Source organism: Paraburkholderia diazotrophica, assembly GCF_900108945.1.
Taxonomy (GTDB): Bacteria; Pseudomonadota; Gammaproteobacteria; order Burkholderiales; family Burkholderiaceae; genus Paraburkholderia; species Paraburkholderia diazotrophica.
Window position 1 is genome coordinate 119,363 of sequence record NZ_FNYE01000008.1, and the last position, 24,501, is coordinate 143,863.

General features: G+C 63.7%; 22 protein-coding genes. 15 read left to right on the forward strand and 7 right to left on the reverse strand.

Annotated elements, in window-relative coordinates:
• The first annotated feature begins 93 nt into the window (after nt 1-93).
• Together BMW76_RS13100 and fghA are read left to right on the forward strand one after the other, a co-directional pair.
• Nucleotides 94-1,200, forward strand: a complete 1,107-nt coding sequence (locus BMW76_RS13100) for an S-(hydroxymethyl)glutathione dehydrogenase/class III alcohol dehydrogenase (RefSeq protein ID WP_090865564.1) — start codon at nt 94-96, stop codon at nt 1,198-1,200.
• An 11-nt stretch (nt 1,201-1,211) separates the two neighbouring features.
• Nucleotides 1,212-2,057 carry an S-formylglutathione hydrolase gene (fghA, locus tag BMW76_RS13105; RefSeq protein ID WP_090865566.1) on the forward strand — a complete coding sequence of 282 codons (846 nt, stop codon included), beginning with the start codon at nt 1,212-1,214 and terminating at the stop codon, nt 2,055-2,057.
• 58 nt (nt 2,058-2,115) lie between these two features.
• Here the strand turns inward: fghA and BMW76_RS13110 are convergent, their stop codons facing one another.
• The 4 genes from BMW76_RS13110 to BMW76_RS13125 are packed head-to-tail and all read right to left on the reverse strand — an operon-like array spanning nt 2,116 to nt 5,319.
• Nucleotides 2,116-2,907: a metal ABC transporter permease gene (locus BMW76_RS13110; RefSeq protein ID WP_090865760.1), complete on the reverse strand. Its 792-nt coding sequence runs from the start codon at nt 2,905-2,907 to the stop codon at nt 2,116-2,118.
• Complete coding sequence (locus BMW76_RS13115) at nt 2,900-3,829, reverse strand: ABC transporter ATP-binding protein (RefSeq protein ID WP_090865568.1); 930 nt, start codon at nt 3,827-3,829, stop codon at nt 2,900-2,902. The genes BMW76_RS13110 and BMW76_RS13115 overlap by 8 nt, the downstream gene beginning before the upstream one ends.
• Nucleotides 3,826-4,755, reverse strand: coding sequence for a metal ABC transporter solute-binding protein (locus BMW76_RS13120; protein ID WP_090865570.1), 930 nt, complete (start codon nt 4,753-4,755; stop codon nt 3,826-3,828). The genes BMW76_RS13115 and BMW76_RS13120 overlap by 4 nt, the downstream gene beginning before the upstream one ends.
• 54 nt (nt 4,756-4,809) lie before the next feature.
• Entirely contained in the window at nt 4,810-5,319 is a 510-nt protein-coding gene (locus BMW76_RS13125; RefSeq protein WP_090865572.1) for a Fur family transcriptional regulator, read from the reverse strand.
• Between the two features lie 279 nt (nt 5,320-5,598).
• Here BMW76_RS13125 and BMW76_RS13130 point away from each other — a divergent pair, with 279 nt between their 5' ends.
• The 7 genes from BMW76_RS13130 to BMW76_RS13160 all read left to right on the forward strand — a co-directional run bounded on the left by BMW76_RS13130 (nt 5,599) and on the right by BMW76_RS13160 (nt 13,872).
• Nucleotides 5,599-6,381, forward strand: coding sequence for an L-iditol 2-dehydrogenase (locus BMW76_RS13130; RefSeq protein WP_090865762.1), 783 nt, complete (start codon nt 5,599-5,601; stop codon nt 6,379-6,381).
• Nucleotides 6,382-6,474: 93 nt separating this feature from the next.
• Nucleotides 6,475-7,797, forward strand: coding sequence for an ABC transporter substrate-binding protein (locus BMW76_RS13135; RefSeq protein ID WP_090865573.1), 1,323 nt, complete (start codon nt 6,475-6,477; stop codon nt 7,795-7,797).
• 186 nt (nt 7,798-7,983) lie between these two features.
• Nucleotides 7,984-8,934 (forward strand): carbohydrate ABC transporter permease, encoded by a 951-nt coding sequence (locus tag BMW76_RS13140; RefSeq protein ID WP_090865575.1) that lies wholly within the window; start codon nt 7,984-7,986, stop codon nt 8,932-8,934.
• Nucleotides 8,931-9,797, forward strand: coding sequence for a carbohydrate ABC transporter permease (locus tag BMW76_RS13145; RefSeq protein WP_090865577.1), 867 nt, complete (start codon nt 8,931-8,933; stop codon nt 9,795-9,797). The genes BMW76_RS13140 and BMW76_RS13145 overlap by 4 nt, the downstream gene beginning before the upstream one ends.
• Nucleotides 9,794-10,489, forward strand: a complete 696-nt coding sequence (locus BMW76_RS13150) for an HAD family hydrolase (RefSeq protein ID WP_090865579.1) — start codon at nt 9,794-9,796, stop codon at nt 10,487-10,489. Before BMW76_RS13145 ends, BMW76_RS13150 begins: the two co-directional genes overlap by 4 nt.
• A 164-nt stretch (nt 10,490-10,653) precedes the next feature.
• Nucleotides 10,654-11,763, forward strand: a complete 1,110-nt coding sequence (locus tag BMW76_RS13155; protein WP_090865581.1) for an ABC transporter ATP-binding protein — start codon at nt 10,654-10,656, stop codon at nt 11,761-11,763.
• A gap of 303 nt (nt 11,764-12,066) precedes the next feature.
• A complete protein-coding gene (locus BMW76_RS13160) occupies nt 12,067-13,872 on the forward strand; it encodes a tetratricopeptide repeat protein (protein WP_245763207.1) in 1,806 nt (601 codons plus the stop codon).
• Nucleotides 13,873-13,920: 48 nt separating this feature from the next.
• Here the strand turns inward: BMW76_RS13160 and BMW76_RS13165 are convergent, their stop codons facing one another.
• The 3 genes from BMW76_RS13165 to dalD form a co-directional block, all read right to left on the reverse strand.
• Nucleotides 13,921-14,898 (reverse strand): sugar-binding transcriptional regulator, encoded by a 978-nt coding sequence (locus BMW76_RS13165; RefSeq protein WP_090865585.1) that lies wholly within the window; start codon nt 14,896-14,898, stop codon nt 13,921-13,923.
• A 113-nt stretch (nt 14,899-15,011) separates the two neighbouring features.
• Complete coding sequence (xylB, locus tag BMW76_RS13170) at nt 15,012-16,496, reverse strand: xylulokinase (protein WP_090865587.1); 1,485 nt, start codon at nt 16,494-16,496, stop codon at nt 15,012-15,014.
• A gap of 217 nt (nt 16,497-16,713) precedes the next feature.
• Nucleotides 16,714-18,123, reverse strand: a complete 1,410-nt coding sequence (gene dalD, locus BMW76_RS13175) for a D-arabinitol 4-dehydrogenase (protein WP_090865589.1) — start codon at nt 18,121-18,123, stop codon at nt 16,714-16,716.
• Between the two features lie 209 nt (nt 18,124-18,332).
• Here dalD and BMW76_RS13180 point away from each other — a divergent pair, with 209 nt between their 5' ends.
• The 6 genes from BMW76_RS13180 (at nt 18,333) to BMW76_RS13205 (ending at nt 24,467) form a co-directional block, all read left to right on the forward strand.
• Complete coding sequence (locus BMW76_RS13180) at nt 18,333-18,581, forward strand: hypothetical protein (protein WP_090865591.1); 249 nt, start codon at nt 18,333-18,335, stop codon at nt 18,579-18,581.
• 90 nt (nt 18,582-18,671) lie between these two features.
• Nucleotides 18,672-19,694 carry an AraC family transcriptional regulator gene (locus BMW76_RS13185; RefSeq protein ID WP_090865593.1) on the forward strand — a complete coding sequence of 341 codons (1,023 nt, stop codon included), beginning with the start codon at nt 18,672-18,674 and terminating at the stop codon, nt 19,692-19,694.
• A gap of 88 nt (nt 19,695-19,782) precedes the next feature.
• Nucleotides 19,783-20,742: an ABC transporter substrate-binding protein gene (locus tag BMW76_RS13190; RefSeq protein ID WP_090865595.1), complete on the forward strand. Its 960-nt coding sequence runs from the start codon at nt 19,783-19,785 to the stop codon at nt 20,740-20,742.
• A gap of 69 nt (nt 20,743-20,811) precedes the next feature.
• Nucleotides 20,812-22,347: a sugar ABC transporter ATP-binding protein gene (locus BMW76_RS13195; protein WP_090865597.1), complete on the forward strand. Its 1,536-nt coding sequence runs from the start codon at nt 20,812-20,814 to the stop codon at nt 22,345-22,347.
• The gene (locus BMW76_RS13200) at nt 22,334-23,335 is read left to right on the forward strand and encodes an ABC transporter permease (protein WP_090865599.1); all 1,002 of its coding nucleotides are present in this window, start codon (nt 22,334-22,336) and stop codon (nt 23,333-23,335) included. The genes BMW76_RS13195 and BMW76_RS13200 overlap by 14 nt, the downstream gene beginning before the upstream one ends.
• 43 nt (nt 23,336-23,378) lie before the next feature.
• Complete coding sequence (locus BMW76_RS13205) at nt 23,379-24,467, forward strand: alcohol dehydrogenase catalytic domain-containing protein (protein WP_090865600.1); 1,089 nt, start codon at nt 23,379-23,381, stop codon at nt 24,465-24,467.
• Nucleotides 24,468-24,501: the final 34 nt, after the last annotated feature.

Below are 24,501 nucleotides of genomic sequence, written 5' to 3' on the forward strand. Positions count from 1 at the left end.
CCGGGCCGCAATCGTTCACGGCAGTAGGAACAGATTCAGATTCAGACTCAAATTCATGGAACAGCGTTGCCGAACCACAGGAGAGCATTCACGATGAAGACGAAAGCAGCAATCGCATGGAAAGCCGGCGCACCGTTGACGATCGAAGAAGTCGACCTCGAAGGGCCGCGTGCCGGTGAAGTGCTGATCGAAGTGAAGGCGACGGGCATCTGCCACACCGACTATTACACGCTGTCGGGCGCCGATCCCGAGGGCCTCTTCCCGGCCATTCTCGGTCACGAAGGCGCAGGCGTCGTCGTCGATGTGGGGCCGGGCGTCGGCACGCTGAAGAAGGGCGATCACGTGATTCCCCTCTACACGCCCGAGTGCCGCCAGTGCAAGTTCTGCCTGTCGCGCAAGACGAATCTTTGTCAGGCGATCCGCTCAACGCAGGGCAAAGGCCTGATGCCCGATTCGACGTCGCGCTTCTCACTCGACGGCAAGCCGCTCTTTCACTACATGGGCACGTCGACGTTCTCGAACTACATCGTCGTGCCGGAGATCGCCGTCGCGAAGATCCGCGAGGACGCGCCGTTCGACAAGGTCTGCTACATCGGCTGCGGCGTGACGACGGGCGTCGGCGCTGTGGTCTATTCGGCGAAGGTGGAGGCGGGCGCGAATGTCGTGGTGTTCGGTCTGGGCGGCATCGGTCTGAACGTAATCCAGGGCGCCAAAATGGTCGGCGCTGACAAGATCATCGGCGTCGACATCAATCCGGGCCGCGTCGAACTGGCGAAGAAGTTCGGCATGACGCACTTCATCAACCCGAAGGAAGTCGAGAGCGTCGTCGACCATATCGTGCAGCTCACCGACGGCGGCGCTGACTATTCGTTCGAGTGCGTCGGCAATACGACGCTGATGCGCCAGGCGCTCGAGTGCACGCACAAGGGCTGGGGCCAGTCGTTCATCATCGGCGTGGCGGCAGCGGGCGAGGAGATCAGCACGCGGCCGTTCCAGCTGGTGACGGGTCGTCAATGGAAGGGCTCGGCGTTCGGCGGCGCGCGTGGCCGTACCGACGTGCCGAAGATCGTCGACTGGTACATGGAAGGCAAGATCAACATCGACGATCTGATCACGCATCACCTGAAACTCGACCAGATCAACGAAGGCTTCGACCTGATGAAGAAGGGCGAGTCGATCCGCTCGGTGGTCATCTACTAAAGGAGCGCGCGATGCTCGAACTGATCGAATCGCATGCGTCGTTCGGCGGGACGCAGCGTATCTACAGGCACGAGTCGAAGGCGATCGGGCTGCCGATGCGCTTCTCGGTCTTCATGCCGAAAGAGGCGTCGCAGCGGAAGGTGCCGGCGCTGCTCTATCTTGCAGGCCTGACCTGCACCGAAGAGACGTTCCCAATCAAGGCCGGCGCGCAGCGCTTTGCCGCGCAGCATGGCATCGCGTTGATCGCGCCCGATACGAGTCCGCGTGGCGCGGGCGTGCCGGGCGAGAGCGCGTCGTGGGACTTCGGCGTCGGCGCGGGCTTCTATGTCGATGCGACGCAGGAGCCCTGGTCGAAGCACTATCGGATGTACTCGTACGTGCGGGACGAACTGCGCGAAACAGTCGCCAAGGAACTGCCGGTCGATGGTGAAAGACTCGGCATCTTCGGTCACTCGATGGGCGGGCACGGCGCGCTGATGCTCGCGCTGCGCAATCCGGACCTCTATCGGTCGGTGTCGGCGTTCGCGCCGATTGCCGCGCCGATGCGTTGTCCGTGGGGCGAGAAGGCGTTCAGCGGCTATCTCGGCGCGGACCGCGAGGCGTGGAAACAGTACGACGCAAGCGAGCTGGTCGGCAAGGCGACACGCAAGTTTGCGCAAGGCATCCTGGTCGATCAGGGTCTCGCCGATCAGTTTCTCGCCGAGCAGCTGAATCCCGACGTGTTCGAAGCCGCTTGCAACGCAGCGGGGCAGCCACTCACGCTGCGTCGGCATGAAGGCTACGACCACGGCTATTTCTTCATCTCGACGTTCATCGAGGATCATCTCGCGCATCACGCGAAGGTGTTGCTCGGCTGAGCTTTACTGGCGATAGCGTCAAAAGCAAAACGGGGTGGCTCGCAAGCCACCCCGTTCTTTATTTGCGCATGTGTTGCGCCATCAGGCTCGCGCCATACACGAGCGCCGCGAGCAACGTAATCCAGAAGCTCGTCGGCCAGTCGGTGTAAAACGCGAGCGTCACGCCGATCCACGCCTGCGCGAGCGCGAGCAGCGCAGCGACCACGAGCCCGACGGAAAGACGCGTCGACAGGTTTTGCGCCGCCGCTGCCGGCCCGACCATCAGCGTGAACACGAGCAGCACGCCGACGATCTGCGTGCACGCAGCCACCGCAAGGGCGGCAATCGCCAGAAACAGCACCGACACGAGTCGCAGCGACACGCCTTTCGCTTCCGCCAGTTCCGGCTGCAACGATGCGAACAGCAAAGGCCGCATGATCGCCGCCAGCGCCAACAGGCTGACGACACCGAGCGCGGCGAGCACCGCGAGCGTCGCCGAACTGACGCCGAGCACGTTGCCGAACAGCAAGGCCGTGACCTGGGTCGCGTACGCGGTGAAGAAGTGCAGGAACAGCAAACCGAAACCCAGCGCCAGCGACAGGATTACGCCGATTGCCACATCACGTCCCGCGAGCTTCTCGCCGAGCGCGCCCATGCCGACGCCCGCCGCGAGCGTGAAGCCGATCATCCCCCAGATCGGCGAAATGCCGATCAGCACGGCGCCCGTCGCCCCCGTGAAGCCGACGTGCGACAGCGCGTGTCCCGCGAAGGTCTGCCCGCGCATCACGAGGAAGTAGCCGACGATGCCCGACAGCACCGCGACAATTCCCGACGCCGCGAACGCGTTCACCATGAAATCGTATTCAAACATCGTGCGTGTGTCCGTCGCGTGAGGCGGGATGGTGCGCATGTCCGTGGCCGTGCGCATGCCCGTGGCTGTGCGGCTCGCCGTGACGATGATCGTCATCTTCGTGCTCGTGATCGTGTTTCTCGACTTCGACGTCGCCCGACATCACGAAGATACGACCGTTCACGCGCATCACTTCGATGGTCGAGCCATAGAGGCGCGAAAGCACCGGCTTCGTGATCACTTCATCGACGGTGCCGAGCGCGGCGACGCCATTGCCGAGATACAGCACGCGATCGAGCGCATGCAGCAGCGGATTGAGCTCGTGCGCCGAGAACAGCACGGCGATGCCGAGCTCCTGCTGCACGCGCTTCACCAACTCGACGACTGACTTCTGATGATGCGGATCGAGGCTGATCAGCGGCTCGTCGAGCAACAGCAGGCGCGGATTGCCGAGCAGACATTGCGCGAGCAGCAGCCGTTGACGCTCGCCGCCCGACAGTTCGGACAACGGCCTTGCAGCCAGCGCGCCGCCGCCGACCAGATCGAGCACGCGATCGACGTCGGCGCGTGTTTTCGCATCGGCATGAGGCAGGCCCCAGCGATGTCCGTCCGCCGCCATTGCGACGAAATCGCGTCCGCGCACGCGCCGGCCGGCGAGCGCGCTGCGCGTCTGCGGCATGTAGCCTATCGACGGATTGCCGCGCACCACGGGCTCGCCGAGCACGCGCACCGTGCCGCTTGCAGCGGGGACGAGCCCGAGCACCGAGCGCATCAGCGTCGTCTTGCCCGCGCCGTTCGGCCCGAGCACGCCGATGAACTCGCCCTGGTTGATCGTGAGGCTGGTGTCGCGCAGGATCTTGCGATCGCCGAGTTCGAGCGTCACGCGATCCAGTTCGAGCACGGGCGCGTTGCCAGGCGATACGGCGCGGCGAGGCATGTTCATGGGGTCTTCCCCTGGTTCGCGCCGCCGCCATTGCCTGCGGCCAGCGCGTTTCCGAGCGCATCGAGCTGCGCCAGCATCCATTGCTGGAACGTCTTGCCGGCGGGTTGCGTCTCGGTGACGCTGACCGTCGGCACGTGTGATTGCTGCGCGAGTTTCAGCATGCGTTTCGTGAGGGCTTCCGTTGCCTGGCTGTTGTAGATCAGAACGCGCACGCGTCGCTCGCGAAGATCGCGCTCGAATGCAGCGATATCCGATGCGCTCGCTTCCGTGTCGTTCATTGCGGCAAGCTGAAAGCGCTGGTTACGCATATCGAGTCCGATCACATCGGACATGTAGCCGAACACCGGCTCGGTCGCCGTCACGCTCACATGCGCGTACTGGCTGCGCAGCGCGGCGATCTTGTCGTTCATCGGCTTGAGCGAATCGAGAAACTTCGCAAGGTTTGCATCGTACACGGCCTTGTGGGACGGATCGGCTGCTGTCAGCGCCGCGTTCACCGCGCGGGCGACGGCGGGCATCGTCGGCGGGGCGTACCACAGGTGCGGATTGTCGCCGCTCTTTTTGCCGACGAGATCGGCCGCCACGATCACCTTGCGCTTGTCGCTCCTCGACGCGTTCAGCAGCTTCACCATCCACGGATCGTAGTCGGCGCCGTTGTAGACGACAAGGCTCGCACGCTGCAACGCGCGCGCCGTCTTCGGGCTCGCTTCGAACAGATGCGGGTCCTGGTCGGGATTGCTCAGGATGCTGGTCACGTCGACGCGGTCGCCTCCGAGTTGCTGCACGACGTCGCCATAAAAATTCTCTGCGGCGACGACGGGAATCTTCGCATCCTGAGCCTGCGCCGCCTGAGTAAATGCGACGGCCATCAGCGTCGAAGCGGCGGCGCGCGTCAGAAACTTCCACATCGGGTTGTTCTTCTTCATATCGGATTGACCTGTGGCTTAAGAGGCGTCGGGTTAAACGAAAGCAGCGCGACGTTACGGGTGAGCGTGCTTGCAGGCCGCGCACAACCCGCTCAGTTCGACGACCTGGTGATGTACTTCGAAACCGGGTGCGCTGCGCGACAACTGCGCTGCCACCCCGTCGCCGGGAATCTCGACCGTTTCGCCGCACGCTTCGCACATCAGGAACTGGCTTTGATGCGGCTCGCCTATCTGGCAACACGCGAAAAACGCATTCTTCGATTCGATCCGATGCACGAAGCCATGCTCGACGAGAAACTCGAGCACACGGTAGACCGTGGTCGGCGGCACGCGGCCGCGCTGTGGTTCGAGCGCGCCGAGCAGATCGTACGCGCCGACGGGGCGCTCGCTCTGCGCGATCAGCGTATAGACCTGGCGGCGCAGCGTCGTCAGCGCGAGACCGCGCTCGGCCGCGAGCGCATCGGCGCGGGCCAGCTTGCGCGCGAGCTTGTCCGCGGACGGCGCGTTCGGATCGCCGGGACGGGCGGCGCCGTGAAAAGCGTCAGCATCGAATGAGCGGGCCATGTCACGACCTCCTGGCAGCGTCGGAATGAACGAAGGCGCAATGATATAACGTATCTCGAAAAATTGTCATTGCCCGTTGCAAGGTCATCGCCGATTCTTAGAAAGAAGCGCTGTGTCGCGCGCCGTTTGACGCTGCCGCGCTGCACCATCGAAATTGCGCGACGCGCCTTGACATGACCGGACGTGTATCCGATCATTCGATCACAACGAGAGCAATTGTTCGGCAAGCGAGCGTTCGCTCATGCTGATTCGAAGAATCAAACGAACCGGAGACAGGTTGTGACAGCCCGACTGCAAGGCAAGGTGGCGATTCTGACGGGCGCAGCAAGCGGTATCGGCGAGGCGGTGGCCCGCCGCTATCTCGAGGAGGGAGCGCGCTGCGTGCTGGTCGACGTGAAGCCGGCGAGCGAATTCGCACACGCGCTGCGCGAAACGGACGGTGACCGCCTGCTGACGATCAGCGCGGACGTGACGCGCCGCGAAGACATCGCGCGAATCGTCGACGAGACGGTGCGGCGCTTCGGCCAGATCGACATTCTTTTCAACAACGCGGCGCTGTTCGACATGCGCCCGCTGCTCGATGAATCCTGGGATATCTTCGACAAGCTCTTCGCGGTCAACGTGAAGGGCATGTTCTTCCTGATGCAGGCCGTCGCGCAGCGCATGGTCGAGCAGGGACACGGCGGCAAGATCATCAACATGTCGTCGCAGGCGGGCCGGCGCGGCGAGGCGCTCGTGTCGCACTACTGCGCGACCAAGGCGGCCGTGCTGAGCTATACGCAATCGGCTGCGCTGGCGCTCGCGCCTCACGGGATCAACGTGAACGGCATCGCTCCGGGCGTCGTCGATACGCCGATGTGGGATCAGGTCGATGCCCTTTTCGCGCGTTACGAGAACCGGCCGCCTGGCGAGAAGAAGCGTCTCGTCGGTGAAGCGGTGCCGCTGGGCAGGATGGGGCTGCCCGCGGATCTGACGGGGGCGGCGCTGTTCCTCGCGTCTTCGGATGCGGATTACATCACCGCGCAAACCCTGAACGTCGACGGCGGCAACTGGATGAGCTGACCGTCATTCATTCACCGGCAGCCAATTTCCGGCGTCCTGCGCGCACCCGCCGGTCACGTACCAAAACGCAAGTACGAATAAAGGAGACAAACGATGAAGCCCACTTTCAAACCCGCGCTCAATGTATTCGGCGCTGCGGCGCTCGCGTGCGCCGCGTTCAGCGCGAACGCGGCAACCGTGACGATCGCGACGTTGAACAATCCGGACATGATCGAGCTGAAGAAGCTGTCGCCGGCATTCGAGAAAGCGAATCCCGACATCAAGCTGAACTGGGTGATCCTGGAAGAAAACGTGCTGCGTCAGCGCGCGACGACCGACATCACGACGGGCAGCGGCCAGTTCGACGTGATGACGATCGGCGCGTATGAAACGCCGCAATGGGGCAAGCGCGGCTGGCTCGCGCCGCTCACGGGCCTGCCCGCCGACTACGACCTGAACGACGTCGTGAAGACGGCGCGCGACGGTCTGTCGTACAACGGCACGCTGTTCGCGCTGCCGTTCTACGTCGAAAGCTCGATGACGTACTACCGCAAGGATCTGTTCGCGGCGAAGGGCCTGAAGATGCCCGACAACCCGACGTATGACCAGATCGCCCAGTTCGCCGACAAGCTCACCGACAAATCGGCGGGCACCTACGGCATCTGTCTGCGCGGCAAGGCCGGCTGGGGCGAGAACATGGCGTACGTGACGACGCTCGTGAATACGTTCGGCGGCCGCTGGTTCGACGAAAAGTGGAACGCTCAGCTGACGACGCCCGAATGGAAAAAGGCCGTGTCGTTCTACACCGACCTGCTGAAGAAGGACGGCCCGCCGGGAGCGAGCTCGAACGGCTTCAACGAAAACCTCACGCTGATGTCATCGGGCAAGTGCGCGATGTGGATCGACGCGACGGTCGCGGCGGGCATGCTCTACAACAAGCAGCAATCGCAGATCGCGGACAAGGTCGGCTTCGCGGCCGCGCCGACGCAAGCCACGCCGAACGGCTCGCACTGGTTGTGGGCATGGGCGCTGGCGATCCCGAAGTCGTCGAAGCAGGCCGATGCCGCGAAGAAGTTCATCACGTGGGCGACGTCGAAGCAGTACATCGAGCTCGTCGCGAAGGATGAGGGCTGGGCCTCGGTGCCGCCGGGCACGCGCCAGTCGACCTATGCGCGCCCCGAGTACAAGCAGGCCGCGCCGTTCGCCGACTTCGTGCTGAAGGCGATCGAGACGGCTGACCCGAACCATCCGACGGCCAAGCCGGTGCCGTACACAGGCGTGCAGTTCGTCGGCATCCCTGAGTTCCAGTCGTTCGGGACGGTGGTCGGCCAGAGCATCTCGGGCGCCGTCGCGGGCCAGATGTCCGTCGAGCAGGCGCTCGCAGCCGGCAACGCGACAGCCGAGCGCGCCGTCAAGCAGGCCGGCTACCAGAAATAACGATGAAGTGAAAATGGGTACGTCGTTTGCGTTTCCCCTGGCGCAAGGGACGTACCCAGCCCGTAGCCTCGAAACAAGGCCGTAACGATGTAACGCGCCGGCTGACAGCACACCGTCAGCCGGACCCTGGCAGCACAGCGAGCCGCAAGCCCCGCGACCCGCGCACGACCGAAGAGGTGGTCCATCATGCGTCTTCATTTGCGTCTACCCCTCATGCACGCCCAACCCCAGCCCCAGCCCAAAACAGAACACGAGCGAGAGGAGCGCAAGGCCGCGCACGCGCGCTGGCTCGTTTCGCCGTCCGTAGGTCTTCTCGTGCTGTGGATGACGATACCGCTCGCGATGACGATCTGGTTTTCGTTCTCGCGCTACAACCTGCTGAATCCGGATGAAAAAGGTTTCGCGGGTATCGACAACTACAAGTTCCTCGCCAGCGATCCTGCATTCGGTCCGTCGATCCTGCACACGCTGCAGTTGATCGTCGCCGTGCTGGTCATCACCGTGGTCGGCGGCGTGCTGATGGCGGTGCTGTTCGACCGCAAGTTCTACGGGCAGGGCATCGCGCGGCTGCTCGCGATCGCGCCGTTCTTCGTGATGCCGACGGTCTCCGCGCTGATCTGGAAAAACATGATCCTGCACCCGGTGTACGGGCTCGTCGCGCAAGGCATGCGCGCGATCGGCCTCACGCCGGTCGACTGGTTCGCCGACTATCCGTTGACGGCCGTGATCATCATCGTCGCGTGGCAGTGGCTGCCGTTCGCGTTCCTCATTCTGTTCACGGCGATCCAGTCGCTCGACCAGGAGCAGAAGGAAGCCGCGAAGATCGATGGCGCCGGTCCGTTCTCGATGTTCTTCTTCATCACGCTGCCGCACCTGAGGCGCGCGATCGCCGTGGTCGTGATGATGGAAACCATTTTCCTGCTGTCGATCTTCGCCGAAATCTACACGACGACGGGCGGCGGTCCGGGCAACGCGACGACCAACCTGTCGTACCTGATCTACGCGCTGGGCCTGCAACAGTTCGACGTCGGCCTCGCATCGGCAGGCGGGATTCTCGCCGTGGTGCTCGCGAATATCGTGTCGTTCTTCCTCGTGCGCATGCTCGCGAAGAACCTGAAAGGGGAGTACGAAAAATGAGCCAGGTTGCTGCTACACCCGTTACGACGACCCAGTCGTCGGCCGCTTCGCCGCTCGCCGTCATCCGGCGCAGCATTCCCGGCATCATCGCGTGGCTGCTCGCGCTGCTGCTGTTCTTCCCGATCTTCTGGATGACGATCACGGCATTCAAGACCGAGCAGCAGGCGTACGCGTCGTCGCTCTTCTTCGTGCCGACGCTCGACAGCTTCCGCGAGGTTTTCGCGCGCAGCAACTACTTCGGCTTCGCGTGGAACTCAATCCTGATCTCAGTCGGCGTGACGCTGTTGTGCCTGATCCTCGCCGTGCCGTGCGCGTATGCGATGGCGTTCTTCCCGACCCGACGCACACAGAAAGTGCTGCTGTGGATGCTGTCGACGAAGATGATGCCGTCCGTCGGCGTGCTGGTGCCGATCTATCTGCTGTGGAAGAACAGCGGGCTGCTCGACACGGTTTCGGGCCTCGTGATCGTCTACACGCTGATCAATCTCCCGATCGCCGTGTGGATGGCGTTCACGTACTTCGCCGAAATCCCGCGCGACATTCTCGAAGCGGGCCGCATCGACGGCGCGGCGACGTGGCAGGAGATCGTCTATCTGCTGATGCCGATGGCGCTGCCGGGGCTCGCGTCGACGGCGCTGCTGCTCGTGATCCTGTCGTGGAACGAGGCGTTCTGGAGCATCAACCTGTCGAGTTCGAACGCGGCGCCGCTCACGGTATTCATCGCGTCGTATTCGAGCCCTGAGGGCCTCTTCTGGGCGAAGCTGTCGGCGGCATCGCTGCTGGCCGTCGCTCCGATTCTGATCGTCGGCTGGGTTTCGCAGAAACAGCTGGTGCGTGGCCTTACGTTCGGGGCGGTCAAGTGACGGATATCAGAACCGACGCGAAGCTGGCTTTGATTTGCGATTGCGACGGCGTGCTGATCGACAGCGAAGCCGTCGCGGCCGCGATGCTCGTGCACGAGCTCGAAGCGCGCTGGCCCGATGCCGACGTCGCGCCCGTCGTGATGCCGCTGCTGGGCTTGCGCATCGAGAGCGTGCTGCAAGGCACGGCGACGCAGCTCGGCAAGACGTTGACGCCCACGGACATCGCTGCGATTCGCAGCGCTGTCGAAGCCGCGGCCGTGAAGGCGCCGATGGTCGACGGCATCGAGGCGGCGCTCGCGAGCATCCCGCTCACGAAGGCGTGCGCGAGCAACAGCTTTCGCGCGTACGTCGAAGCGGCGCTGGCGCGCACGGGCCTCGTCCGGCATTTCGGCAACCGGCTGTTTTGCGCGGATGCCGTTGCGCAACCGAAGCCCGCGCCCGACGTCTATCTCGCCGCCGCGCGCGGACTGTGCGTTAGCGCCGATGCATGCCTCGTCATCGAAGACAGCGTGACGGGCGTTACGGCGGCAACGGCGGCGGGCATGACGGTGTATGGATTCATCGGCGGCGATCATGCGAGCGACGAGCAGATCGGCGCGCTGCACCGCGTGGGCGCGCAACAGGTCTTCGACGATATGAGGCAATTACCGGGACTGGTCGCGGACTGGATGCAGCGCATAACGGTCGCGTAACGGTCGCATAACCGTCGCGTGATGGTTACGTGATAGTCGGACGGGCATCGCACGAAGTCCACTTTCCGGCAAAGCGATTGAACGTAGTAGAGAAGCAGCAACTATTTTGCATGGGACGGAAGTGGACGCCAGGCGCCATCTCCCGTCGACAATGGAGACACATCATGGCAAGCGTAACTCTGCGCAACATCAGGAAAGCCTACGACGACAACGAGGTGATGCGCGACATCAACCTCGACATTCAGGACGGCGAGTTCGTCGTGTTCGTCGGGCCGAGCGGCTGCGGCAAGTCCACGCTGATGCGGATGATCGCCGGCCTCGAAGACATCACGGGCGGCGATCTGCAGATCGACGGCACGCGCATGAACGACGTGCCGCCCGCCAAGCGCGGCATTGCGATGGTGTTTCAGTCGTACGCGCTGTATCCGCACATGACGCTGTACGACAACATGGCGTTCGGCCTCAAGCTCGCGGGCACGAAGAAGCCGGAGATCGACGTCGCCGTGCGCAATGCCGCGAAGATCCTGCACATCGACCATCTGCTCGAACGCAAGCCGAAGCAGCTGTCGGGCGGCCAGCGGCAGCGCGTCGCGATCGGCCGCGCGATCACGCGTAAGCCGAAGGTGTTCCTGTTCGACGAACCGCTGTCGAATCTCGACGCCGCGCTGCGCGTGAAGATGCGCCTCGAATTCGCGCGTCTGCACGACGAGCTGAAGACGACGATGATCTACGTCACGCACGATCAGGTCGAAGCGATGACGCTCGCGGACAAGATCGTCGTGCTGTCGGCGGGCAATCTGGAACAGGTGGGCAGCCCGAACATGCTGTATCACGCGCCCGCGAACCGCTTTGTCGCCGGCTTCATCGGCTCGCCGAAGATGAACTTCCTCGAAGGCATCGTGCAGTCGGTGTCGGCGAACGGCGTGCTCGTGAAGTACGAAACGGGCGAGACGCAACTCGTGCTGGTCGAACCCGGCCGCGCGAAAGAGGGCGACAAGGTGACGGTCGGCATCCGGCCCGAGCATCTGCATATCGATGTGGCGGACTATGGCGTGTCGGCGCGCATCATGACGGTCGAATCGCTCGGCGATGCGGCGTATCTGTACGCCGAAAGCAGCGTTGCGCCCGACGGTCTGATCGCGCGCATCCCGCCGCTTGAACGGCACGAGAAAGGCGCGACGATCCGGCTCGGCGCAACGCCCGATCATTGCCATCTGTTCAACAGCGACGGGCAGGCGTTCCAGCGCAAGATCGTCGAGGTGCTTGCGGCGTGATTGAACGATAAGAAAGCGCTCAACGAGGGCGTGTTCTAGCGCGCAGGTACGGGCGTCGTTGCTCCGTCGTTGCCATAAAGGTGACAGCGAGACAACGGCGCCTTGCTTTTGCAGACTCGGACTTATCCGATATTTCCGCGACCTATCCCATATCAAAATTGTGCATCGTCTGACGGGACGCCTGAGGCCAAACGGCCCGGCGCGTTCTGTCGATTCCCCGTCCATCCCCGTCGAATACGCCATCAAAGCGATTGCAATCCGAATCGCGCGTGCATGCGCGTGCCGCCGACGACACAAGACGCCATGCACAACATCCCCGCCTTCACGCAACAAGAAACCGTTACGACATCGACTGTCGATAACCCGGTCGACAACCCGATCGAAAATGCGCTTGCGCTCCATCGCGCGGGCCGGCTCGATGGCGCCGAACAGGCGTATCGCGCGATTCTGAACGCGCAGCCCTGCGACGCAAGCACGCTCTACATGCTCGGCGTGCTGTACCTGCAGCGCCAGGACATCGAGCGCGCAATCGAACGCTTCGATGCGGCGCTCGCGCTGGAGCCGAATGACGCCGATTGCCTGATCGATCGCGGCATCGCGGCCCTCGCGCGCGGCGACGATGAAGGCGCGGAGCGATTCTTCAGCGTGGCCGTGGAGTACGCGCCACAACATGCGCTGGCGCACAGCAATCTCGGCAAGGTGCAACGGCGCATGGGCAAGCGCGAAGAGGCGCTGGCCAGTTTCCAGCAGGCCGTTGAACTGGAGAGCGATCTCTTTGAGGCGGCGGTCGGCCGTGCCGAACTGCTCGAAGCGCTTTCGCGTCCGCAGGAGGCGGTTGCCGCTTACCAGTGCGCGGAGCGATTGGCGCCGCAGGACACCCGAGTGCTGCGCGGCCTGGGCGCGACGTTGAACGCGGTGCGCCGGCATACAGAGGCTACCGAGGTTTTTCAACGCGCATTGCAGTTGGAGCCGCGCGATATCCACGCGCTGTTCGGCCTCGCATTCGCAACGGATGCGCAACTGAAGTTCGACGATGCGCTCGCGATCTACGCTCGCGCTCTGGAGATCGCGCCAGACTCGCCGACGCTGCACAACAATGTCGCGTTCACGCTGACGTGTCTGTCGCGCTACGACGAAGCCGACGATCATCTGCGCTGCGCGATCGAACTCAGCCCCACTCTTTCCAATGCCTATAAGCTGCTCGGCATGTCGGAATTGCGGCGCGGGAATTTCCGCCGAGGCTGGACGTATTACGAGCATCGCAAGACCACGCCGAGTGGCCTGCTCGACTATCCGAAGCTCGGCATGCCCGAATGGCAGGGCGAGCCGATCGGTGGCAAGCGCTTATTGCTCGCGCGCGAGCAGGGCGCCGGCGATCAGTTGCAGTTCGTCCGTTATGCCGATGTGCTGCGCGGTCTCGGCGCGACCGTCGACGTATGGACCAGCAGCGAACTGGCGCCTCTCATCTCGCGCATGCCAGGCGTGAACCGCGTTCTGACGAGCCAGCCCGACGGCGGCTATGACTACTCCTGCCGCATGATCAGCGTGCCCGCGTGTCTCTCCGACGACGCGATCCCGAACGCGGTGCCGTATCTGTCGGCGGACGCGGCGCAGGTCGCTGTGTGGAGCGAGCGGCTCGCGCAGGCTGCGGGCGAGCGCAAGAAGATCGGGCTCGTGTGGGCGGGCAATCCGCAGCACTATCTCGACGTGTATCGTTCGGCGCCTCTTGCGGCGCTCGAAGCGCTCGCGTCGGTGCGCGGCCTCGCATGGTTCGCATTGCAAAAGGGCGCGGCGGAGGCGCAGCTCGACGGGCTCGCGCATCGCTGGCCGATCTCCGCACTGGGTCAGTTGCTGAACGACTTCGACGCGACGGCGGCCGTGATCGAGTGTCTGGATCTCGTGATCACCGTCGATACGTCCGTGGCGCATCTGGCGGGCGCGCTCGGCAAGCCGGTGTGGGTGATGCTGCCGAAGCAGGCCGACTGGCGCTGGATGATGTCGGGCGAGGACAACCCGTGGTATCCGACTGCACGTCTTTTCCGGCAGCAGGTGCTCGGCGACTGGACGCCCGTGATCGATGCGTTGCGCGGCGCGCTCGAAGCGCTTTGAGCAACGCGAGCGCTCCGATCGTGTCGAGAGGGCGCTAGCGTCCTCTCATCACGCGCGTGATGCGACGGACACATCCGCGCCGTGATTCAGCGCGGCGCGCGCGCACAACTCGTCGGTGACGAGTCCCGACAGCCAGCCGCCCTTGAGCGCGGCGATCACCGCATCGCGCTTGCGCTCGCCGCCCGCGAAGCCGATCACGGGGCGCTTCGGCGGCGAATCGAGCCGCAAGCTCGTCACGCGGCGGCCCGTCGGCGATTCGACGCGCGCGCCGTCGGCGTCGATCGGCAGGCCGAGCAATTCGGCGACGGCGCCCAGCGACACCAGTTCCTCCACCTCATCCGACGTGATGAAGCCATCCTCATGCAGCGGACAGTGCAAGCCGATATTGCCGATGCCGACGAACGCCACATCCGCTTCGCCCGACAGCGACTCGACGATCCGGTACAGACGGTGATTGCACCACTGCGCGCGTTCCGCTTCGCTGTCGGCGATCAGCGGCGCGGGCAGCAGGAAGTGCTTGCCGCCCGTCTTCTCGGAGATGTGCAGCGCGACGTCGTAGCGGTTCGACGAGCCGTCCTGCGCGATCGCGCCGACCATCGACACGAGCCGATGCTGCGGCCGCTCCAGTTGCGCGACCTGATCGACGACGGCCTTCAGCGTGCGCCCGCTGCTCACGGCGACGACCATCGGCCGCTCTTCGCCGAGATAGCGCTCCATCACCTGCGCGCCCGCGACGGCGAGCTTGCGGTCGATCTCTTCGGGGTTATCGTTGTCGACGGGCACGACTTCGCACATCGACAGTCCGTAGCGCTTCGACAGCTGCGCGGCGAGCGACAGGCAGTCAGCAAGCTGATGATCGACGCGCACGCGGATCAGATTCTTCTCGACGGCGAACGCGACCAGCCGCTGCGCGACGGGCCGCGACACCTGCAGTTTTTCGGCGATCTCGTTCTGCGTATTGCCGGCGACGTAGTAGAGCCAGGCGGCGCGCGTCGCGAGATCGAGCTTTTCAGTGGACTTGGGCACGATGGGTTCGCTCAGGATTGCGCCGAAGCGCGTAACACCAGGCAGCCCGCATCGGACGTTCTGGTGTGCTGCTTGCCGTACGCATTCATCGTAGTGCGCATCACGGGCTCACACTACGCTGCGTTCGCATCGCGCGCGGGCGCGAACATCGGCTTCACATGCCGGTACAGCGCACGATAACTGGCGAGCCGCTCGCGCAGCACGGCATGACGCCGCGCGTTCGGCGTGAATTCGATTTCGACGGGCGGCTTGGTCAGCACCGTCGACGGATCGCCGCCCGCCGCGAGCCAACCCAGACGCGCCGCGCCCAGCGCCGCGCCCGTTTCGCCGCCGCCATGCTTGCGCGTCGCCGTGTTCAGCGAATCGGCGAGCAGTTGCGCCCAGTAGTTGCTTCGCGCGCCACCGCCCAAGAGCGACAGCGCGCTCACTTCGGTGCCCGCCGCGCGCAACGCGTCGAGGCCGTCCGTCAGTGCGAGCGTCACGCCTTCGAGCACCGCATAGCCGAGCAGCGCGCGATCGGTCGCGTGCGTCATGCCGAAGAACACGCCTTGCGAATACGGGTCGTTGTGCGGCGTGCGTTCGCCGGACAGATACGGCAGAAAGAGCGGCGCCGTCGCGAGCGCGTCGTCGGGCAGCTTTTCGACTTCTGCAAGCAACGTTGGCTCATCGGTCGACGTCAGCTTGCAGACCCAGCGCAAGCAGCTCGCCGCCGACAGCACGACGCTCATCTGATGCCAGCGGTCGGGAATCGCATGGCAGAACGCGTGCACGGCCGACTCGGGATTCGGCCGGAAGCTGTTGCCGATCACGCACAACACGCCCGACGTGCCGAGCGACACGAAGCCGTCGCCGGGCTGCGTCGCGCCGATGCCGATCGCGCTCGTCGCGTTGTCGCCGCCGCCCGCCGCGACTACGACGGGTTCGCGCAAGCCCAGCTCGCGCGCGAGTTCGGGACGCAGCATGCCCGACGGCGCGCTGCCTTCCGCGAGACGCGGCATATGCGAGCGGTTCAGATTGCAGGCGGCGAGCAAGGTATCGGACCAGTCGCGCTGCGCGACGTCGAGCCATAGCGTGCCCGCTGCGTCGGATGGATCGGAGACCTTGTCGCCCGTCAGTTGAAGGCGCAGGTAGTCCTTCGGCAGCAGCACGCAGGCCGTCTGCCGGAAGATCTCCGGCTCGTGGCGCGCGACCCACAGCAGCTTCGGCGCGGTGAAGCCAGGCATCGCCAGATTGCCGGCGATGCGATGCAACTCCGGCGCGCGCCGGTACAGTTCATCGCACTCCTCGACGGCGCGCATGTCATTCCACAGAATCGCGGGACGCAGCACGCGGTCTTCGTTGTCGAGCAGCACCGCGCCGTGCATCTGTCCCGACAGCCCGATGCCGCGAATCTGCGCGAACTCTTCCGGGTAACGGTCGCGCAATGCGAAGAGCGCGGTCCGCGTGCCTTGCCACCAGTCGGACGGGTTCTGCTCCGACCAGCGCTGATGCGGACGCGAAACGGTGAACGGAGAACCTGCCGTGCCGATCACGCGTCCGTCGGACGCGAGCAGCAGAACTTTCACTTCGGACGTGCCGAGGTCGATGCCGAGATACATGGGCGCGAAACCTTCGTCGGTAGGAGATGCGCTACTTTAGCCGCATGCCGCTGGCGATGCCATGCGCAATAGACCTGACGCATGGCAGGCGTCGAACGCGGCGATCAATGGGAGCGGCCGCGCGTGGAAGCAGCGTGGTTGCATTCGCACGCGCGGCGGTGCTGTCGTGTGTCGAGCGAGGTGATGATACCGGTCGCTTCAGTCGCCTATGGCACCTTCACGCGCCGCGCTTCGCGAGCCACGCATCGACGCGTTCGAGCGCCGCGCGCACCACTTTCTCGAGCGAAGCCGTGCCCGCCATGCTGCCCCAGAGCAGACGATCCGCGCAATAAGCCTGCACCGGATCGGATGCCTTGAAGAAGCCGCGCGCAACGCCTTCGTCCATCACGCCGTCCTGATACGTGTACGGCAACTGGCCGCGCTGCCATCTGTCGAGAAAGCGGAAGAAGAGCGCAGGCAAGGTCGCCGTCGCGTTCGGCTCAACTTTGCGCTCGAAGCACTCGGACAGCGTCGGCGCGATGAAGCCGGGAATCTTCGAAAAGCCATCGGCGGCGACGCGCTGATTCGTGTCCTGGATATAAGGATTGCCAAAGCGTTCGAGCACGACGTCGCGGTACTTCGCGAGATCGAGCGGACTCGGCGTGAGGCAGGGGATCACGTCCTGTGTCACGTAGTCATGCGCGAACTGGCGGATTTCCGGATCGAGCGTGCCTTCGTGGATGAACGAGAGGCCGACCAGCGTGCCCGCCCACGCGATGCAACTATGCGTCGCGTTCAGGATGCGGATCTTCGCCTCTTCATACGGCAGCACCGATTCGACCAGCTCCGCGCCGACCTGCTCCCACGCCGGCCGCCCGGCGACGAAGTGATCCTCGATCACCCACTGGATGAACGATTCGCCCATCACGGGGCACGCGTCGTCGACGCCCGTCGCCGCCTTCACGCGTTCGCGCACGTCGGGTGTCGGGCGTGGCGTGATCCGGTCGACCATCGAGTTCGGACATGCCGTGTTTGCGTCGAACCATTGACGCAGCGCGCTAGCGCCGCGCCGCTCCAGGAATTCGGTCATGCCTGCGCGGAAGCGCTCGCCGTTGCTGCGCAGGTTATCGCAGGTCTGCAGCGTGACGGGGCCGGCGCTGCTCTGCATCCGCGCTTCGAGAATCGCGGCGAGCGCGCCGTAGATCGTGGTGCGCGCGCCGTTCAGATCGGCGGAGAGATCGGGATTCGCTGTGTCGAGCTTGTCGTGTTCGTCGAGGTAGTAGCCGCCTTCCGTCACGGTGAACGCGATGATCTTGCACGCGGGGTCGGCGCCCGCTTCGACGAGCCCATCGAGATTCGCCGACCACGGCACCACGCGCCTGATCGAGCGGATCGTCTCGTAGTCACGCTTGCCTTGCGGCGTGACGGTTTCGAGCGTGTAGACGCCGTTTTGCGCGGCCAGCGCATCGGCGACGGCATTCATGTCGCTGCGGATATTGCCGACGGTGAGCGACCAGTGCGTATCGCCAGGCTGACTCGCTTCATTGAGCCGGTGCAGATACCACGCCTGATGCGCGCGATGGAACGATCCCGCGCCGATGTGCAGGATTACCTGCGTGCTTGCGCCGTTGCTTTGGCCGCTGTTCATGTGCGTCTCCTGTGTCGACCCGGGCTGGCATGTCGACGGGCGTTGGCGCCTGGCGCTGACTCCCGTTTCACGCGTTGCTCGGGTCACTTGCTAGTGAAGTCTTATGCGCACGGTCTTTCGCGTGCGTTGCTTGGGATAAGTCTAGAAGCTGTCTCGGCGACATGAGCCGACGATTCGAATTGAAGAGCATTTGCTCTCAACATGAACTAATGATCGTATTCGACCGATCGAAAGTCAAGGCGAAGGACGCTGCTTTTCACGGCAAATCGTTGCGCAGCGCGGCGGGGCGGGCTTTTCAACGGCTGATGCGCTGCCCGCGAAACGTTGGCGAACGGCCGGTCGGCCGGCTGTTGCATTGCATCAAATTTGACACCCAGAGGGCCAGGATTAACCCGAATGCAAAAAAGTATCAGTCGGCGGTCTCATTTCTAGTGGCCGCGATTGCGCTCGGGGTCTAACTTTCGCTACACAAAAGCAATGAAGCTGATGGCGTTTGCAAGACGTGAAACGCAAGGCGCCGGACGAAGGAACAGGAGGAGGACCGACACGTGCAACCCGATCTCGAACTGGTCAGCGTGCGACGCGACGAGTCGTTCAAGGTGTGGTATCACGGCTTTCCGTACCGCACAGTGCGCTGGCATTTCCATCCGGAATTCGAAATCCATCTGATCGTCGCGACGACGGGCAAGATGTTCGTCGGCGATTACATCGGCAGCTTCGCGCCGGGCAATCTCGTGCTGATGGGGCCGAACCTGCCGCACAACTGGGTCAGCGAAGTGCCCGAAGGCGTGACGATCGCGCAGCGCAATCTCGTCGTGCAGTTCGGCCAGGATTTCGTCGCGCATTGCACCGAGAGCTTCCCCGAATGGCGCACGCTCGAAGCGCTGCTCGCCGATTCACGGCGCGGCGTGTCGTTCGGCGCGCAGACGAGCGCCGCGATCCAGCCGCTTTTCATGGAACTGCTCGAAGCGCGCGGTCTGCGCCGCATCGTGCTGTTCCTGTCGATGATGGAAATCCTGCTGAACGCGAGCGACCGCGAACTGCTCGCGAGCCCCGCGTATCAGAGCGACCCGACCGGCTATGCGTCGACGCGCATCAACCATGTGCTGTCGTATATCGGCAAGAACCTCGCGTCGGAGTTGCGCGAATCCGATCTCGCGCAGCTCGCGGGGCAGAGCGTGAGCGCTTTCTCGCGGTACTTCCGCCGCCATACGGGCCTGCCGTTCGTGCAGTACGTGAACCGCATGCGCATCAATCTCGCGTGTCAGCTGCTGATGGATGACGAGTTGAGCGTGACCGACATCTGCTACAAGGTCGGCTTCAACAACCTGTCGAACTTCAACCGGCAGTTCCTCACGGCGAAGGGCATGGCCCCGTCGAAGTTCCGCCGCTTCCAGCAACTGAACGACGCGAGCCGCGCCGCTTCAGAAGCCGCGGCGGCGCTCGGCAAGGGCATTGCGAACGCGCCTTCGATCGTGCCCGCCGTGCAGGCTCGAAGCCATACGCACGCTCAGCCACGCGCCGCACCCGCGGCGTATCCGCCTCTGGGCTCGCCAGTCGCCACGACATAGAGCACTTCAGCATCACAGACGTTTCACCTGCTCATCGCGCACTCGAATCGCGCGAGGGACGCACTCATCCTCATAAACGGAGACAACCATGACGCACACCACTTCGCACTCTTCGCATCCTTCGCGCACGTTGCGCCTGCGCGCCGCGCTGACCTTCGCTGCCGTGATGCTCGGTGCGCCGCTTCTTGTACCGGCGACTGCCAACGCCGCGCCGCTCAAAATCGGCATGACGTTCCAGGAACTGAACAACCCGTACTTCGTGACGATGCAAAAGGCGCTGAACGATGCGGCCGCATCGATCGGCGCGACGGTTGTCGTCACCGATGCGCATCACGACGTGAGCAAGCAGGTGAGCGACGTCGAGGACATGCTGCAGAAGAAGATCGACATCCTGCTCGTCAATCCGACCGATTCGACGGGCATCCAGTCGGCCGTGACGTCGGCGAAGAAGGCGGGCGCCGTGGTCGTCGCCGTCGATGCGAACGCGAACGGTCCCGTCGATTCGTTCGTCGGCTCGAAGAATTTCGACGCGGGACAGATGTCGTGCGAGTACCTCGCGAAAGCGATCGGCGGCAGCGGCGAAGTGGCGATTCTCGACGGCATCCCCGTCGTGCCGATTCTCGAACGCGTGCGCGGCTGCAAGGCGGCGCTCGCGAAGTTTCCGAACGTGAAGCTCGTCGATACGCAGAACGGCAAGCAGGAACGCGCGACCGCGCTGTCCGTCACCGAGAACATGATCCAGGCGCATCCGAACCTGAAGGGCATCTTCAGCGTGAACGACGGCGGCTCAATGGGCGCGTTGTCCGCGATCGAATCGTCGGGTAAGGACATCAAGCTGACGAGCGTCGATGGTGCGCCCGAAGCGATCACCGCGATCCAGAAGCCGAACTCGAAGTTCATCGAAACGTCCGCGCAATTCCCGCGCGATCAGATCCGTCTCGCGATCGGCGTGGCGCTCGCGAAGAAGTGGGGCGCCAATGTGCCGAAGGCGATTCCCGTCGATGTGAAGCTCGTCGACAAGGACAACGCGAAGGGCTTCAGCTGGTAAGCAAGGCGTTAGTGATGCAGTGGCGCTTGTGTCTTCGGCAAAGCGTCACTGCATGAACAAGGAAACGCGATGGACACGGTCCTCAAACTCGACAACATCACGAAGAGCTTTCCCGGCGTGAAGGCGTTGCAGCGCATTCATCTCGAGATCGCGCGCGGCGAGATTCACGCGCTGCTCGGCGAGAACGGCGCGGGCAAGTCGACGCTGATGAAAATCCTGTGCGGCATCTATCAGCCCGACGATGGCACGATCGTGATCGACGGCGAAGCGCGGCACTTCGCGAATTATCACGACGCCGTCGCGGCGGGCATCGGCATCGTGTTTCAGGAATTCAGCCTGATTCCGTATCTGAACGCCGTCGAGAACATGTTCCTCGGACGCGAGTTGCGCAATCGCTTCGGTATGCTCGATCGCGCGCAGATGAGGCGCGCGGCGGCGGAGATTTTCGCGCGGCTCGGCGTCGCGATCGATCTGTCCGTGCCGATTCGCGAGCTCTCGGTGGCGCAGCAGCAGTTCGTCGAAATCGGCAAGGCGCTGTCGCTGAATGCGCGCATCCTGATTCTCGACGAACCGACGGCGACGCTCACGCCCGCCGAAGCCGAGCACCTCTTCACGATCATGCGCGACCTGAAGCGGCACGGCGTCGCGATGATTTTCATCTCGCACCACCTCGAAGAGATTTTCGAAGTGTGCGACCGCATCACCGTGTTGCGCGACGGTCACTATGTCGGCATGACGGATGTGGCGAAGACGGATGTCGGCCGGCTCGTCGAGATGATGGTCGGACGCAAGATCGAAAGCAGCTTTCCATCAAAGCCCGCGCTGCCCGCCGATGCGAAGGTCGTGCTCGAAGTGAACGCATTGCAGTTGCACAAGGACGGCCCCGTGAATCGCTTCACGCTGCGCGAAGGCGAAATACTCGGCTTTGCGGGACTCGTCGGCTCGGGCCGCACGGAGACGGCGCTCGCCGTCATTGGCGCGGACGCGGCGCACGTGAAGGACATTCGCATCAACGGCGCGCCGGCGAATCTGTCCGATCCCGCCGACGCATTGAAATCGGGCATCGGCATTCTGCCCGAAAGCCGCAAGACGGAAGGGTTGATCACATCGTTCTCGATCAAGCAGAACATCTCGATCAACAACCTCGGCAAGTATCGCGCCGCGCGCTTCTTTATCGATCACGGCAGCGAAGCGCGCGCGACGGCCGACATCATGAAGCGCGTCGGCGTGAAGGCGCCGACGATGAACACCGAAGTCGCGACCCTGTCGGGCGGCAATCAGCAGAAAGTGGTGATCGCGCGCTGGCTCAATCACCACACGAACATCCTGATCTTCGACGAACCGACGCGAGGCATCGACGTCGGCGCGAAAGCGGAAATCTATCTGCTGATGCGCGAGCTCACTGCGCGCGGCTACTCGATCATCATGATTTCGTCGGAACTGCCGGAGATCGTCGGCATGTGCGATCGCGTCGCCGTGTTCCGGCAGGGCCGCATCGAAGCGATGCTCGAAGGCGACCAGATCGAATCGAACGCCGTGATGACTTATGCAACGGCTGGTGCGACAGCCGGCACTCGTGGAGCAACACAGCATGAACACGCCTGATACTTCTCCCAAGACATCGACCGTCGCGTCCAATACGCCGGGCGCGCCGTTGCGCCTGAACTGGGCGAGCATCAAACGCTCGACGCTGTTCTATCCGTTCATCGGCTTGCTCGTCGTGTGCATCGTGATGGTGTTCGCGAGCGACAGCTTCCTGTCGGCGGCAAATCTCGAGAACGTGCTGCGCCAGGTGTCGATCAACGCGATCATCGCCGTCGGCATGACGGCCGTGATTTTGACAGGCGGCATCGATCTATCCGTCGGTTCCGTGATGGCGCTTTCGGGCACGCTCGCGGCGGGCCTGATGGTGGCGGGGCTCAACGGCGTCGCAGCGATCGCGATCGGCATTGCGGTCGGACTCGGCTTCGGCTTCGGCAACGGCTTCTTCGTTGCGTTCGCAGGCATGCCGCCCATCATCGTCACGCTCGCGACGATGGGCATCGCGCGCGGCCTCGCGCTGATCTACACGGGCGGCTATCCGATCGACGGCTTGCCCGACTGGGTGAGCTTCTTCGGCAGCGGCAAGGTGTTCGGCATTCAGGCGCCCGTGCTCATCATGCTCGTCGTCTACGCGATCGCGTGGCTGCTGCTCGAACGCATGCCGTTCGGCCGCTACGTGTACGCGATCGGCGGCAACGAGCAGGCGACGCGTCTTTCCGGCGTGCGCGTCGCGCGCGTGAAGCTGATCGTCTACACGCTCGCTGGCTTGACGTCGTCGTTCGCGGCCATCGTGCTCACATCGCGCCTGATGAGCGGCCAGCCGAATGCGGGCGTCGGCTTCGAACTCGATGCGATTGCTGCCGTCGTGATGGGCGGCACGTCGATATCGGGCGGACGCGGCTCGATCATCGGCACGCTGATCGGCGCGCTGCTGCTCGGCGTGCTGAACAACGGACTCAACATGGTCGGCGTGAATCCATACGTGCAGAACGTGATCAAGGGCGGAATCATTCTGCTCGCGATCTACATCAGCCGCGACCGCAAGAAGTGAATTTCCCTTTCCCTTGTTCTCCCCTTAAAAGCAGGGCAATGCAATGACCACTCAGGACACCACCAAAAGCATGACGGCGATCGTGTGCCACGCGCCGAAGGACTATCGCGTAGAACGCGTGACGAAACCGCAGGCGCGCGCGCATGAACTCGTGATCCGCATTGCCGCGTGCGGCATCTGCGCGAGCGACTGCAAATGCCATTCGGGCGCGAAGATGTTCTGGGGCGGCCCGAGTCCATGGGTCAAGGCGCCCGTGATTCCCGGCCATGAGTTCTTCGGCTACGTCGAAGAACTCGGCGAAGGCGCAGCCGAACATTTCGGCGTGAAGAAGGGCGACCGTGTGATCGCCGAGCAGATCGTGCCGTGCGGCAAGTGCCGCTACTGCAAATCCGGCCAGTACTGGATGTGCGAGGTGCACAACATCTTCGGCTTTCAGCGCGAAGTCGCGGACGGCGGCATGGCCGAATACATGCGCATTCCACCGACGGCCATCGTCCACAAGATTCCCGATGGCATCTCGCTCGAAGATGCCGCGATCATCGAGCCGCTTGCGTGCGCGATTCACACCGTCAATCGCGGCGATATTCAACTGGACGATGTCGTCGTGATCGCGGGCGCGGGTCCGCTCGGTCTGATGATGACGCAAGTCGCGCATCTGAAAACGCCGAAGAAACTCGTCGTTATCGATCTCGTCGACGAGCGTCTCGAACTCGCGCGCGAATACGGCGCGGACGTGACGATCAATCCGAAGAACGACGATGCGCTCGCGATCATCCAGTCGTTGACGGACAACTATGGCTGCGACGTCTACATCGAAACGACGGGCGTGCCTGCGGGCGTGAATCAGGGCATGGACCTCATTCGCAAACTCGGGCGTTTTGTCGAGTTTTCCGTGTTCGGCGCCGAGACTACAATGGACTGGTCGATCATCGGCGACCGCAAGGAACTCGATGTGCGCGGCGCGCATCTCGGGCCTTACTGCTATCCGATCGCGATCGACCTGCTGGCGCGTGGGCTCGTCACATCGAAAGGCATCGTCACGCATGGCTTCTCTCTCGAAGAGTGGGACGAAGCGATCAAGGTCGCGAACTCGCTCGATTCGATCAAGGTGCTGATGAAGCCGGCCCGATAGTCCCGTGCCTGATCCGTCATTCCGAAGGAAAACA

Coding starts and splice junctions, on each gene's coding strand:
- xylB (WP_090865587.1), bottom strand. CDS start 16,496: ATGTATCTCGGCATCGACCTCGGCACGTCCGAAGTGAAAGTTCTGCTG.
- BMW76_RS13135 (WP_090865573.1), top strand. CDS start 6,475: ATGAAGCCCACTTTCAAACCCGCGCTCAATGTATTCGGCGCTGCGGCG.
- dalD (WP_090865589.1), bottom strand. CDS start 18,123: ATGAACAGCGGCCAAAGCAACGGCGCAAGCACGCAGGTAATCCTGCAC.
- BMW76_RS13115 (WP_090865568.1), bottom strand. CDS start 3,829: ATGAACATGCCTCGCCGCGCCGTATCGCCTGGCAACGCGCCCGTGCTC.
- BMW76_RS13205 (WP_090865600.1), top strand. CDS start 23,379: ATGACCACTCAGGACACCACCAAAAGCATGACGGCGATCGTGTGCCAC.
- BMW76_RS13180 (WP_090865591.1), top strand. CDS start 18,333: ATGATCGTATTCGACCGATCGAAAGTCAAGGCGAAGGACGCTGCTTTT.
- fghA (WP_090865566.1), top strand. CDS start 1,212: ATGCTCGAACTGATCGAATCGCATGCGTCGTTCGGCGGGACGCAGCGT.
- BMW76_RS13145 (WP_090865577.1), top strand. CDS start 8,931: ATGAGCCAGGTTGCTGCTACACCCGTTACGACGACCCAGTCGTCGGCC.
- BMW76_RS13155 (WP_090865581.1), top strand. CDS start 10,654: ATGGCAAGCGTAACTCTGCGCAACATCAGGAAAGCCTACGACGACAAC.
- BMW76_RS13195 (WP_090865597.1), top strand. CDS start 20,812: ATGGACACGGTCCTCAAACTCGACAACATCACGAAGAGCTTTCCCGGC.
- BMW76_RS13200 (WP_090865599.1), top strand. CDS start 22,334: ATGAACACGCCTGATACTTCTCCCAAGACATCGACCGTCGCGTCCAAT.
- BMW76_RS13160 (WP_245763207.1), top strand. CDS start 12,067: ATGCACAACATCCCCGCCTTCACGCAACAAGAAACCGTTACGACATCG.
- BMW76_RS13110 (WP_090865760.1), bottom strand. CDS start 2,907: ATGTTTGAATACGATTTCATGGTGAACGCGTTCGCGGCGTCGGGAATT.
- BMW76_RS13190 (WP_090865595.1), top strand. CDS start 19,783: ATGACGCACACCACTTCGCACTCTTCGCATCCTTCGCGCACGTTGCGC.
- BMW76_RS13140 (WP_090865575.1), top strand. CDS start 7,984: ATGCGTCTTCATTTGCGTCTACCCCTCATGCACGCCCAACCCCAGCCC.
- BMW76_RS13120 (WP_090865570.1), bottom strand. CDS start 4,755: ATGAAGAAGAACAACCCGATGTGGAAGTTTCTGACGCGCGCCGCCGCT.
- BMW76_RS13100 (WP_090865564.1), top strand. CDS start 94: ATGAAGACGAAAGCAGCAATCGCATGGAAAGCCGGCGCACCGTTGACG.
- BMW76_RS13125 (WP_090865572.1), bottom strand. CDS start 5,319: ATGGCCCGCTCATTCGATGCTGACGCTTTTCACGGCGCCGCCCGTCCC.